Annotated in this window: 11 protein-coding genes; 3 read left to right on the forward strand and 8 right to left on the reverse strand. The window is 63.5% G+C overall.

Annotated elements, in window-relative coordinates; all coding sequences use genetic code 11:
• The first annotated feature begins 11 nt into the window (after nt 1-11).
• Nucleotides 12-1,898: an acyl-CoA synthetase gene (locus JWJ88_RS06655; RefSeq protein WP_205293331.1), complete on the forward strand. Its 1,887-nt coding sequence runs from the start codon at nt 12-14 to the stop codon at nt 1,896-1,898.
• Between the two features lie 168 nt (nt 1,899-2,066).
• On the opposite strand, the gene ettA is transcribed toward JWJ88_RS06655, so the two are convergent.
• The 3 genes from ettA to rimO form a co-directional block, all read right to left on the reverse strand.
• Nucleotides 2,067-3,722 (reverse strand): energy-dependent translational throttle protein EttA, encoded by a 1,656-nt coding sequence (gene ettA, locus JWJ88_RS06660; protein WP_205293332.1) that lies wholly within the window; start codon nt 3,720-3,722, stop codon nt 2,067-2,069.
• Nucleotides 3,723-3,793: 71 nt separating this feature from the next.
• On the reverse strand, nt 3,794-4,651 hold the full coding sequence (locus JWJ88_RS06665) for a sulfotransferase family protein (RefSeq protein WP_205293333.1): 858 nt from the start codon (nt 4,649-4,651) through the stop codon (nt 3,794-3,796).
• Between the two features lie 54 nt (nt 4,652-4,705).
• Nucleotides 4,706-6,112 carry a 30S ribosomal protein S12 methylthiotransferase RimO gene (gene rimO, locus JWJ88_RS06670; RefSeq protein WP_205293334.1) on the reverse strand — a complete coding sequence of 469 codons (1,407 nt, stop codon included), beginning with the start codon at nt 6,110-6,112 and terminating at the stop codon, nt 4,706-4,708.
• A gap of 105 nt (nt 6,113-6,217) precedes the next feature.
• On the opposite strand from rimO, the gene JWJ88_RS06675 reads away from it, so the two are divergent.
• Nucleotides 6,218-6,682 carry a hypothetical protein gene (locus JWJ88_RS06675; RefSeq protein ID WP_240200117.1) on the forward strand — a complete coding sequence of 155 codons (465 nt, stop codon included), beginning with the start codon at nt 6,218-6,220 and terminating at the stop codon, nt 6,680-6,682.
• A gap of 40 nt (nt 6,683-6,722) precedes the next feature.
• Here the strand turns inward: JWJ88_RS06675 and JWJ88_RS06680 are convergent, their stop codons facing one another.
• From JWJ88_RS06680 to JWJ88_RS06700, 5 genes are all read right to left on the reverse strand, one after another.
• On the reverse strand, nt 6,723-7,484 hold the full coding sequence (locus JWJ88_RS06680; RefSeq protein ID WP_205293336.1) for an ABC transporter permease: 762 nt from the start codon (nt 7,482-7,484) through the stop codon (nt 6,723-6,725).
• A complete protein-coding gene (locus tag JWJ88_RS06685) occupies nt 7,481-8,410 on the reverse strand; it encodes an ABC transporter ATP-binding protein (RefSeq protein ID WP_205293337.1) in 930 nt (309 codons plus the stop codon). The genes JWJ88_RS06680 and JWJ88_RS06685 overlap by 4 nt, the downstream gene beginning before the upstream one ends.
• 101 nt (nt 8,411-8,511) lie before the next feature.
• Nucleotides 8,512-9,291 (reverse strand): lysophospholipid acyltransferase family protein, encoded by a 780-nt coding sequence (locus JWJ88_RS06690; RefSeq protein WP_205293338.1) that lies wholly within the window; start codon nt 9,289-9,291, stop codon nt 8,512-8,514.
• The gene (locus tag JWJ88_RS06695) at nt 9,291-10,220 is read right to left on the reverse strand and encodes a cell division protein FtsX (protein ID WP_205293339.1); all 930 of its coding nucleotides are present in this window, start codon (nt 10,218-10,220) and stop codon (nt 9,291-9,293) included. Before JWJ88_RS06695 ends, JWJ88_RS06690 begins: the two co-directional genes overlap by 1 nt.
• Entirely contained in the window at nt 10,217-10,891 is a 675-nt protein-coding gene (locus JWJ88_RS06700; RefSeq protein ID WP_205293340.1) for a cell division ATP-binding protein FtsE, read from the reverse strand. The genes JWJ88_RS06695 and JWJ88_RS06700 overlap by 4 nt, the downstream gene beginning before the upstream one ends.
• A 124-nt stretch (nt 10,892-11,015) precedes the next feature.
• Here JWJ88_RS06700 and JWJ88_RS06705 point away from each other — a divergent pair, with 124 nt between their 5' ends.
• On the forward strand, nt 11,016-11,996 hold the full coding sequence (locus JWJ88_RS06705) for a zinc-ribbon domain-containing protein (RefSeq protein ID WP_205293342.1): 981 nt from the start codon (nt 11,016-11,018) through the stop codon (nt 11,994-11,996).
• The last annotated feature ends 2 nt before the right edge of the window (nt 11,997-11,998 follow it).

An 11,998-nucleotide genomic window follows, 5' to 3' on the forward strand; every position in this document is an offset into this window, starting at 1 on the left:
AGGTATTTAGAATGGCTAGGTTCGCAAGCGTCGCAGACCGCGATGCGGTCGAGACGGAGATGCCCTATGCGCAACGCCAGATCCCGCATACGGTATATCAGTCCCTGGCCCAGACCCGTGATCGTTTTCCGCAACGGCCGGCAATCAGCTTTCAGTTATTTTCAGAGCCCAAGGCTGCGGCGCGCACCCTGTCCTGGACCGAACTGCATGAGCGCGTGACAGAGACTGCGAACCTGTTTCGCAGTCTGGGCGTCGGGCCGCAGGATGTGGTGGCCTATCTGCTGCCCAATTGCATCGAGGCGCCCATCGTGCTGCTGGCGGGCGCCACGGCGGGAATCGTAAACCCGATCAACCCGTTGCTGGAACCCGACCATATCGCCTCAATTCTGCGCGAAACCGGCGCCAAGGTGCTGGTGACGCTGAAAAGCTTTCCCAAGTCCGACATCGCCCAGAAAGCGGCCGAGGCGGTTGCGCAGGCCCCGAATGTTCAGACCGTGCTCGAGGTCGATCTGCGCAGCTATCTGACCGGGGTCAAACGTTTGCTCGTGCCCCTGATGCGACCCAAGGTACCCACCCGGCATCATGCCAAGGTGCTGAATTTCGAGGCCGCCGCCAGCGCCCAGCGACATAACCGCCTGAGCTTCGACGAACCGACAGAGGATCGCGTGGCGGCTTTTTTCCACACCGGCGGCACCACCGGCATGCCAAAGGTCGCGCAGCACAAGCAGTCGGGCATGGTCTATAATGGCTGGCTCGGCAGCACCTTGCTGTTTGACGAAACCGACGTGCTGATGTGTCCGCTGCCGATGTTTCACGTCTTTGCGGCCTATCCGGTGCTGATGTCCTGCGTTCTCTCGGGGGCGCAGCTGATCATGCCCACCCCGGCCGGCTATCGCGGCGATGGGGTATTCGACAATTTCTGGAAGCTGATCGAGCGTTGGCAGGCAACCTTCCTGATCACCGTGCCCACCGCCATCGCGGCATTGATGCAACGCCCGGTCGATGCCGACGTCTCGTCGCTCAAGACCGCGATCTCTGGTTCGGCCCCGCTGCCGATCGAGCTTTATAACCGCTTCAAGGCCGCGACCGGCGTCGAGATCGCCGAGGGCTACGGGCTGACCGAAGCGACCTGCCTTGTCTCTTGCAACCCGATCAACGGACTGAAGAAGGTCGGCTCGGTCGGTATCCCCCTGCCCTATACCCATGTGCGCATCCTGCAACGCCGCAACGGCGATTTCCGCGAATGCGCCACCGATGAGATCGGCGAGATTTGCGTCGCCAATCCCGGCGTCTTTGAAGGCTCGACCTATACCGAGGCCGACAAGAACCACGACCTCTTCGCCGAAAACCGCTTCCTGCGGACGGGCGATCTGGGACGCATGGACGCCGACGGCTACCTGTGGATCACCGGACGCGCCAAGGATCTTATTATCCGCGGTGGGCACAACATCGACCCGGCCGAGATCGAAGACGCACTGCTGTCGCATCCCAAGGTCGCTGCTGTAGCCGCCATCGGCCAGCCCGACTCTTTCGCGGGTGAACTGCCCTGCGCCTATGTCGAGTTGATTGCTGGGGCCGAGATCGGGTTGGACGAGCTGATGGAGCATGCCCGCACCCATATCCACGAGCGCGCCGCCGTCCCGAAGCATATCGAGGTCCTGCCCGAACTACCCAAGACTGCGGTCGGCAAGATCTTCAAGCCCGACCTGCGCAAGCTGGCAATCAAGCGCGTCTACGACGGCGCACTGGCAGAGGCCGGCCTGCCGGTCGAGGTTTGCGAGGTGATCGACGACAAAAGGCGCGGTCTGGTCGCCCGGATCGAACCCAGAAACGATGTCGACAAGAGCGCCGTCGAAAAACTGCTGGGTCAGTTCGCATTGCCATGGGAATGGGTGTAAGCCCACGCCCGAAACTGTATGAAAATACCATCCCCTGCCTTGGTTACGACACACGCCAACGCTTTACCGCAGGGGATGGCATTCTATCCAAACAGGATCAGGGTCAGAGGCTGACGTATCTCTTGCCCCGCGACCGCCCCTGTTTCGGGGCAGCCACGTTCCTTCAGATTACCGGGTGAACTTCTTGTATTTCACCCGCTTCGGCTCGACGGAATCGGGGCCGAGGCGGCGGATCTTGTCGGCCTCGTAATCCTGGAAGTTGCCTTCGAACCACTCGACATGAGCGTCGCCTTCGAACGCCAGGATATGCGTGCAGAGCCGGTCGAGGAAGAAACGGTCGTGCGAGATGATCACCGCGCAGCCGGCGAAATCTTCCAGCGCCGCCTCCAGCGCCTGAAGCGTTTCGACGTCCAGATCGTTGGTCGGTTCGTCCAGAAGCAGCACGTTGCCGCCTGATTTCAGCAGCTTGGCCATATGCACGCGGTTACGTTCACCGCCCGAAAGCAGGCCAACCTTTTTCTGCTGGTCGCCGCCCTTGAAGTTGAAGGCCGAGACATAAGCACGGCTGTTCATGGTGGCATCGCCCAGCTCGATCTGCTCGGCGCCGCCCGAGATCTCTTCCCAGACGTTTTTATTGGCGTCCAGCGCGTCCCGCGACTGGTCCACGTAGGACAGCTTTACCGTATCGCCATAGCTGATCTCGCCCGCGTCGGGTTTTTCCTGTCCGGTCAGCATCCTGAACAGCGTCGATTTACCGGCGCCGTTGGGGCCGATCACGCCAACGATGCCGCCGGGCGGCAGGGAAAAGCTGAGGTTCTCGATCAAAAGCTTGTCGCCCATGGCCTTTTTCAGACCATCCACCTCGATCACCTTGTTGCCCAGCCGCTCGCCGTTGGGAATGATGATCTGGGCATGGGCCAGTTTCTCGCGTTCGGACTGACCGGCCAGTTCGTTATAGGCGTTGATCCGCGCCTTTTGCTTGGCCTGCCGGGCCTTGGCGCCGGCGCGGATCCACTCGAGTTCCCGCTCAAGCGTTTTCTGCTTGGCTTTGTCCTCGCGGGCTTCGTGCTCCAGCCGCTTGGCCTTTTGCTCCAGCCAGGCCGAATAATTGCCCTCGTAGGGGATGCCGCGGCCGCGGTCGAGTTCCAGAATCCACCCGGTGATATCGTCAAGGAAATAGCGGTCGTGGGTGACGATCAGGATCGTGCCCGGGTATTCGATCAGGTGCTTTTGCAGCCAGGCGATGGTTTCGGCGTCCAAATGGTTGGTCGGTTCGTCCAGCAGCAGCATGTCGGGCGCCTCAAGCAGCAGCTTGCACAGCGCCACACGACGCCGCTCACCGCCCGAAAGGCTTTCGACATCGGCATCATCGGGGGGGCAGCGCAGGGCCTCCATCGCAATGTCGATCTGGCTGTCGAGATCCCACAGGTTTTCGGCGTCGATCTCGTCCTGAAGCTTCGCCATCTCGTCGGCGGTCTCGTCCGAGTAGTTCATGGCCAGTTCGTTATAGCGGTCGAGTTTCGACTGCTTGGCCTTGACCCCTTCCATGACGTTGCCGCGCACGTTCAGCGCCGGATCAAGTTGCGGTTCTTGCGGCAGGTAGCCGACCGTTGCGCCCTTGGCTGCCCAGGCCTCGCCGGTAAAATCCTTGTCGATGCCGGCCATGATGCGCAGCAGCGTCGATTTACCGGCCCCGTTGACGCCGACGACGCCGATCTTGACGCCGGGCAGAAAGTTCAGGCGGATATTCTCGAAGGTCTTCTTGCCGCCCGCATAGGTCTTGGACACCCCGTCCATGTGGTAAACGAACTGGTAGGAAGCCATGATCTTTCCCCGTCTCTGAAACCGTGTGAAGTTGGCCGCTATGTAGTCGAGCAGGGCCGAAAGGGGAAGGCTCAGCGGAACTGCCGGGCGAATTCCGGGCCGAAGGTCTGCTCGATAAAGGCAAATTGCGGTTCCAGCTTTTCGCGCAAGCGGGCGCGGGCCTTGTCCGGCACGACCAGCGTATTGTCCGACGCGAAGACCTTTTTGCCCAGGTCGCGATAATCATGCGGCCTGAGATCGAGAAAGCTTTCGACCCGGCGCAGAAAGCCCGACGGATCGCGGGCGATCATGCCAAAGGGCAGATACAGCAGCCGGTCGGGTCCGAAATGCGCGTTCCAGCGCGGGACATAATTCAGGTAGTCCCCGCGATCCATCAGCACCGGGTCCTCGACCTCGGTCAGCCAGTCCTCGACCGTGCGGGGTTTCCGGCGCGCGCGCGTAAGGTTCATCTTGAGCTGCGAAATAGCCCGGTCAACGGGATGGCGGATGATATAGACAAACTTCGCATGCGGCAGAAACTTTGCAACAAAATCGATGCCTTCTGCAGGAAGGGTCGAATATTCCGGCGTCACGTCGATGGTCTTCATCCCCGCTGGTGCAGGGGCAAAGACCAGCTTGTACCAGTGGTTGGTGAACATCGGCTCTCGGGCGATCCGGTCAAGATAGCGCACCATATCGGCCGGCACCTCCTCGCCCCGGGCAGTCCAGCGTTTTTCGATGTTCTGCCGCCCACGCCGAAAATGCCAAGGCAGCCATTTGCGATGCTCCTCGACAAAGCGGTGGTTGAAGAACTGCACCTCTTTAAACGGCGGCGTCCAGATATCCGGGTGCTGGCCAAGCATTTGCGACAACCATGTCGTGCCCGCCTTTTGCGCACCAATACCCAGAAAGTCGGGTTTGCGGGGCTTGCCTTCGGGGTCCCAGTTCATCCGTGCCGCCTTGTTTGCGTCGCTGCTGCCCTGATTAGGCCACCGGCGCAGGCGCTACAACGGTGCTGTTGTCGCGATCTGAAGCCGGCCCCAGAGGTCGTATTCCCCGGCCTCATCTACAGTGACGCTGACGATGTCGCCGGGGGACAGGCTCTGAAATCTCTCGTCGATAAACAGATTGCCGTCGATTTCCGGCGCGTCAGCCTTGGTGCGGCAGGTGGCACCGTCATCATCCACGCTGTCCACGATGACCTCGATGCGCTGCCCGACCTTGGCAGCCAGCTTTGCCTCGGAAATCGCCTGCGCCTTTTGCATGAAGCGGTCCCAGCGGTCCTGTTTCACCTCGTCAGGGACGTGGTCGGGCAGGTCGTTGGCGCGCGCGCCCTTGACGTTTTCATACTGAAAGCATCCGACGCGATCCAATTGCGCCTCGTCCAGCCAGTCAAGCAGGGTCTGGAATTCCGCCTCGGTCTCGCCGGGATAGCCGACGATGAAGGTCGAGCGCAGCGTGATCTCGGGACAGACGGCACGCCAAGCCGTGATTTCGTCCAGCGTTTTCGCGGCGGCTGCCGGGCGGGCCATGCGTTTCAGTGTATCGGGGTGCGCGTGCTGGAAGGGGATGTCCAGATAGGGCAGCACCGAGCCACCGGTTTCGCCATGGGCGGCCATCAGCGGGATCAGGTCGCGCACATGCGGATAAGGATAGACGTAATGCAGCCGCACCCAGACGCCAAGCTGACCGAGGTCGCGGGCAAGGTCGGTGATATGCGCCCTATGCCCGCGCTCGGTCGCGAATTTGCGGTCAAGCCCATAGGCCGAGGTATCCTGCGAGATCACCAGCAACTCGCGCACCCCTGCCTCGACCAGCTTTTCCGCCTCGCGGATCACGGCATAGGCGGGACGGCTGACCAGCTTGCCGCGCATGTCGGGAATGATGCAGAATTTGCAGGCGTGGTTGCAGCCCTCGGAGATCTTCAGATAGCTGTAATGGCGCGGAGTCAGCGTCACACCCGAAGCCGGCAGCAGGTCGATGAACGGATCGGGACTGGGCGGGACGGCATGATGTACCGCATCCAGCACCTGTTCGTATTGCTGCGGACCCGTCACGGCCAGCACCGAAGGGTGCGCGCCGGTGATATATTCGGGCTCTGCACCAAGGCAGCCGGTGACGATCACCTTGCCGTTTTCGGCCAGCGCCTCGCCGATGGCGTGCAGGCTTTCGGCCTTGGCGCTGTCGAGGAAACCACAGGTATTCACGATCACCGCGCCCGCGCCCTTGTAGTCGGGGCTGATCGCATAGCCCTCGGCCCGCAGGCGCGTCAGGATGCGCTCGCTGTCCACCAGCGCCTTGGGGCAGCCAAGGCTGACCATGCCGATGGTGGGCTGCCCCTCTCTTCGACTAGTGTCGAAGATGGGTGCAGGGGCTAGATCGGGGCGCAACAGGGGCGGGTTCTGGCTCATGCGCGGCATATAATGCGCGCAGGCTGTCTTGTTAAGCGCCAAGCGTGCCTCGCCGGAACGTCATTTGGACTCGCACGTTCAGCAAGGCATATGAAAGGAATGAGCATGCGTTCCCTCCTGACCCGTCTTTCCGTCGCAATTGCCCTGTCGTTCGGCGCTGTCGCCGGGCTGATCGCCCTACCCTCGGTCGCTCAGGCGCAGCCGCGCGGCAAGCCCATCGTCATCATGAACAATCGCGGCGGCAATGTGGTCGAGGCGATCCGCTATCGCAACAAGCTTGCCGCCAGCGGCCGCCCGGTCGAGGTCAGGGGCTATTGCCGCTCGGCCTGCACGATCTATATCACCCTGCCCAATGCCTGCCTGGGGCCCAAGGCCACGGTCGGCTTTCACGCGCCGCGCATCCCCGGCACCAATATCATCCCGCCCATCGTGGACGAGTTGATGGCGCAATATTACCGGGGCGGCGTCCTGCGCATGTGGAACAGCCAGTGGAAGCATTCGCTGAACATGCACAAGATATCGGCCCGCGAATATGTCCGTCTGGACCCAAGGACCAAGCTGTGTAAGTGATGAAGCCGCGCGCGGGCCAGGCTCTGCGCGCGCCGCGTGGTTATTCCCTGAGCCGCCAGCCGGTCAGGAAGATCCAACGGATCGCGCCCATGCAGACCACGATCATCAGCGCCACCGCCCCCAGCGACATCCCGATCGGCACGTCGGCAAAGCCGAAAAAGCTCCAGCGGAACCCCGAGATCAGGTAGAGCACCGGGTTGAGCTTGGCGACCCCTTCCCAGAAGGGGGGCAGCATCGAGGCCGAGTAGAAAGCCCCGCCCAGAAACACCAGCGGCGTGATGACCATCATCGGCACGATCTGCAACTGCTCGAAATTCTTGGCCCAAAGGCCGATGATGAACCCCAAAAGCGAAAAGGCCAGGGCGGTCGCCAGCAGGAACGCCAGCATCCAGAAAGGATGCGCGATATTGATCCCCGTGAACCAGAAGCTGGTCAGCAGGATCACCAGCGCGATCAGCACCGCCTTGGCGGCTGCCGCGCCGACAAAGCCCAGCGTGACCTCGATCCAGCCGGTGGGAGAGACGAGGATTTCGTAGATCGTGCCCGCGAATTTCGGAAAATAGATGCCGAAACTGGCATTGGCCACGGACTGCTGCAGGACGGTCAGCATCATCAGCCCGGGCACGATGAAGGCGCCATAGGGCACGCCCTCGACCGCCTGGATACGCCCGCCGATGGCGGCGCCGAAGACGACGAAATAAAGCACCGTCGACAGCACCGGCGAGGCGAGCGACTGCCAGATCGTGCGGAAAAACCGCGCCATCTCATGCCGAAAGACGGTATAGGCGGAACGCCAGTTCATGCGGTTTCCTCCTGGACCAGCGACATGAAGATTTCCTCAAGGTTGCTCTGCTTGGTCGAAACATCTCGCACCGCCAGGCCATAGTCGGCCAGTTCGGCCAGCAGATGGGCGATGCCGGTGCGTTCTGCCCGGGTGTCGTAGTCATAGCCCAGATCCCGGCCATCGGCCGAAAGCGTCAGCCCGCGGCCAGCGAGTTCCGTCGGCAGCGCCGCCAAAGGCTCGTAAAGCGAGATGGTCAGGTGTTTCTTGCCGAACTCGCCCATCAGCTCGTCCTTGGACCTGACCAGCAAAAGTTCGCCATGGTTGATGACGCCGATCCGGTCGGCCATGTCCTCGGCCTCTTCCAGATAATGCGTGGTCAGGATGATGGTCACACCCTCGGCGCGCAATTGCCGGACCACGGTCCACATCTCGCGCCGCAATGCCACGTCCACCCCGGCCGTCGGTTCGTCAAGAAACAGCACCTTGGGCCGGTGCGACAGCGCCTTGGCGATCAGCACCCGCCGCTTCATGCCACCCGACAGCTCGCGCGTGCGGGCATCGCGCTTGTCCCAAAGCGCAAGGCTGCGCAGCAACTGTTCGAGATAGGCGTCGTCCGGCGGCTCACCGTAAAGGCCGCGGGTAAACCGCACGCAGTCGATGACCTTCTCGAACGGTTCCAGCGCGATCTCTTGCGGGACGAGGCCGATCAGCTTTCTCGCCGCGCGCCAGTCCTTGCGGATGTCAAAGCCGCCGACGCGCACCGTGCCCCCGGTGGGCACGACAAGCCCGCAGATGATCGAGATCAGCGTGGTCTTGCCAGCACCGTTGGGACCCAGCAGCGCCAGAATCTCGCCTTCTTCGATTGTCAGCGAGACATCGTTCAGCGCCACCGTGCCGCTGTCATAGCGTTTGGATACATGGTCAATGTCGATGATCGGACGCATCCCGTCCTCCTGTTTCGGCCTTTCAGGCCTACGAATCCGGCAGGCAGGTTGACCTGCAACCGCCAGCATGTGCAATGGCGAAAACGCCCGCGCGCGCCCTGTCAGGCGGCAGGCCCCGCCACATCCGACAAACCGCCCGCCTCGGCCAGCAATCGCGCGCTGGCTGGCTCGATCTGCTCTTCCAGCATCTCCATCACCGCACCCGAACGGTGGCCGGCGCCCACCGGCGGCAAGAACTCTATCAGCGCCGTTCCGCCACGGATCGGGATGCCGCGCTTGGGCCAGAACAGGCCGCAGTTGACCGCCACGGGATGGATCGTCAGGCCGGTCGCGCGCTGAATCGTCCCGGCACCGTGCTTATAGGGCAGCCTCTGGCCGGGCCGCGTGCGCGTGCCCTCGGGATAGATGATAAGCTGGCCCAACCCGCCCGGTCGGGCACGGGCGGCCTCGACCTCGGCGATGATCTGCTTCATCGCTTCTTTGCCGCGGGCGCGGTCGATGGGAATGCTGCCGACCTTGCGTGCGAACCAACCCATGATCGGCACGCGCAAAACCTCGCGCTTCATCACGAAGGCGCGGCGCGGGCAAGCGTACGCCAGCGCGAGGATGTCCAGAAAACTCTGGTGTTTCGAGGCGACGATGCAATCGCCGGCAGGGGGCGTGCCGCGATATTCGACCCTCACGCCCAGAATGACCCGCGCGGCACCCAACATCTGGCCCAGCCACAAGCTGGCCACCCGATGCGCGCGCTCGGGACGGACCAGAACCTGCGGCAAGCCCCACAGGCCCAGCACAACTGTCGCCAATGCCGCATAAATGTAATAAACCACCGTACGCGGCCAGTCGAAGGCCGAAGCCCGGCGCGGGTGATAAAGGTTCATCAGCGCACCTCGCGCAGCATCTTCAGCGCCGCCCAGCGGGTCGCGACAAAGCCGATCCCCGCAGCGACGATCGGGATCAGCAAGGGCCAGAGCCAGCCCCAGCCCTGAAACCCAAGGCCGGTCAGAAAGCTTCCCGCCTTGTCCATCGAGGGCAGCGCCCAGATTGCGGCCATCCCCAGCGCCGTGCCCACGACCGCGCCCATTGCGGCGCGACGGGTAAAGCGGCGCACGAAGGCGGTGGCGATGGTGATGTCACGCGCCCCGACCAGTCGCAGCACACGAATGACCTGCCCGTTCGCCGCCAGTGCCGCCTTGGCCGCCAGCGTAATCATCGCCCCCGATGCCGCGGCGATCAGCAGCAGCGAAAACAGCCCCAGGATGCGCAGCCGATTCGCGGCCGAAACCAGCGGCTGGCGCCAGCGGGTATGGTCGTCGAGCACCGCGCCCGGTGCCTCGCCCTGAAGCCGCAGGCGCAATGCATTGGCGTCGAACCCATCGGCGGCCTCGGTGATCTCGATCAGGCGCGGCATTGGCAGCGCCTCGACCGGGACATCCGGACCAAACCAGGGCTCCAGCAATTTTTCGACGTCTTCGTCAGGCAGCAAACGGGCCTCGGCGATACCGGGCGTGGTCTTCAGTGCCTCCATCACCGTGACTGTCTGTTCATCGATCTGGTTGTCGGGGGCCGAGATGCGCACGGTCACGGTCTGGGCCAGTTCGCTGGACCAGCGTTCGGCCAACCGGGCGGTGGCCAGCGCCAAAGCCAGCGCGAAAACCGCAAGAAAGGCCATGGCGGCGGCCGAGAATACCGTGAGCTGCGCGGTAAAGCCGGTGGGCGGCACGACGCGGTCCGTTCCCGCCGGGTCGGGCCGGGTCAACCCGCGCCACAGCGTCGACAGGTCAAGCGATTTCAGATCGGCTTTCTTCACAGGTCAGCCCCCGCCAGTTGCAGTCTCTTGCCCGCGATGCGCAGGACCCTCGCCTGCACCTGCTGCTTGGCGGCACGGATCAGATTCAGGTCATGGGTGGCGATCAGCACCGCCTTGCCCGAACGGTTCAGTTCGATCAACAGCTGCAAAAGCCGCATCGACATATCCCAGTCAAGGTTGCCAGTCGGCTCGTCGGCAAGGATCAGGTCAGGCGACATGATGACGGCACGGGCAAGCGCGGCACGTTGCCGCTCACCCCCCGACAGTTCGGGCGGCATGGCGCGGGCATGGCCCGACAACTGCACCCATGCCAGCAGATCCCCCAGCGCATCCATGTCCACCTGCTGCCCCGAAACCAGCAGCGGCAGGGCGATGTTTTCCGCCACCGGAAGATGGTCAAGGAACTGCGTGTCCTGATGCACCACGCCCACCCTGCGGCGCAGCACCGCGATGGCGTCGCGCGACAGCGACCGCACGTCCTGACCGAATGCCGTCATGCGACCCGCGCTTGGCAGCAGTTCGGCATAACACAGCCGCAGGAAGGTGGTCTTGCCCGCGCCCGAAGGTCCGGTCAGGAAATGGAACGAACCCGGCTGCAACGTCAGCGACATGTCGGCCAGCAGCGGATCGTTGCCGCTGTAACCGAAGGACAGGTTCTGCATCTCGATCACTGGTCGTCCCTTTCCGTGCGGGCTGCTTGGCGCGCGGTTCGTGGCTTGATAGAACAGTCGCGCGGCAAATGCGAGACGCCCGCGTGATCGAAACCGCCCCTGACCGGAGCCGAAAGACCAGCCCATGCGCCTGACCTGTCCCCGTTGCGCGGCCCAATACGAGATCGCGGAATCCGCCATTCCAGCCGCCGGGCGCGAGGTCGAATGCTCGTCCTGCGGCCATGTCTGGCGCCAGCCGGGCCCGGGAAATTCCGCCCCGCCAAGCCAGATGGGCCCCCGCAACCCCTATGATCCCGAGGCGCGTCCGGCCCTTAGCCGGCAATTGGACGAATCGGTGCTGGCCATCCTGCGCGACGAAGCCGCGCGCGAATTACGCGCCCGCGAAACAGAAACCCGCCGCGTCACCCCCGATCACATTCGCGCGACAGCAGATGCCCAGATGCTGGAAGCGCAGCCAGAGACCAAACCGGAATCTGTGGACAGAGATATTGATGCCACAGCCGGCTCGCAGGTCGACTGGCCGGCTCTGACCGTTACCGGCTCCTCGCCGGACGGGGCCGCTGACGCTGCCCCCCTCCAAAGAGGGGCGGAAGCAGAAACGCCCGACAGCGCGCCAGCGCTAGAAACCCCGATCGCAGAGGACATCACCAAAGACCCGGTGGCCAAGGCCGCGCCGCAGGATCAGGACTCCACGCCGCCGTCCGACTGGCAAGAGCCCCTCGCCCGCGCCCTGCCCGATGCCGAGGAACTGGCCGCAACCCTGACCCGCACCGGTCCGCCACAGCCCGGTCCAAATCCGCATGCGGGCGACGACGCAGGGGAGGAACCCCAGGCCGCGCCGCTGATCCGCCCCGCCGCGTCGGAAGATATGCCCGTTGAAACAGCCCCACCCGAAGCGCCCGTGCCCGCCATCGTGCCGGCGCCCCGGCGAACGGGCTATGCCTCGGGCTTCGGTCTTGCGGCCATGTTGGCGCTGGGGGTGGTGCTGCTCTATACGCTGGCGCCCAAGATCCCGGCCGAGGAAGGCGGCGGCTTGCTGGCCGGATGGCGTCAGCAGATCGATCACGGCCGGCTCTGGCTGCATGATCGCATCCTTGGCGAATAGCC

The sequence above is a fragment of the Paracoccus methylovorus genome (assembly GCF_016919705.1).
In the GTDB taxonomy this organism is placed as follows: Bacteria; Pseudomonadota; Alphaproteobacteria; order Rhodobacterales; family Rhodobacteraceae; genus Paracoccus; species Paracoccus methylovorus.

Coding starts and splice junctions, on each gene's coding strand:
- JWJ88_RS06675 (WP_240200117.1), top strand. CDS start 6,218: ATGCGTTCCCTCCTGACCCGTCTTTCCGTCGCAATTGCCCTGTCGTTC.
- JWJ88_RS06665 (WP_205293333.1), bottom strand. CDS start 4,651: ATGAACTGGGACCCCGAAGGCAAGCCCCGCAAACCCGACTTTCTGGGT.
- JWJ88_RS06705 (WP_205293342.1), top strand. CDS start 11,016: ATGCGCCTGACCTGTCCCCGTTGCGCGGCCCAATACGAGATCGCGGAA.
- ettA (WP_205293332.1), bottom strand. CDS start 3,722: ATGGCTTCCTACCAGTTCGTTTACCACATGGACGGGGTGTCCAAGACC.
- JWJ88_RS06655 (WP_205293331.1), top strand. CDS start 12: ATGGCTAGGTTCGCAAGCGTCGCAGACCGCGATGCGGTCGAGACGGAG.
- JWJ88_RS06685 (WP_205293337.1), bottom strand. CDS start 8,410: ATGCGTCCGATCATCGACATTGACCATGTATCCAAACGCTATGACAGC.
- JWJ88_RS06690 (WP_205293338.1), bottom strand. CDS start 9,291: ATGAACCTTTATCACCCGCGCCGGGCTTCGGCCTTCGACTGGCCGCGT.
- JWJ88_RS06680 (WP_205293336.1), bottom strand. CDS start 7,484: ATGAACTGGCGTTCCGCCTATACCGTCTTTCGGCATGAGATGGCGCGG.
- rimO (WP_205293334.1), bottom strand. CDS start 6,112: ATGAGCCAGAACCCGCCCCTGTTGCGCCCCGATCTAGCCCCTGCACCC.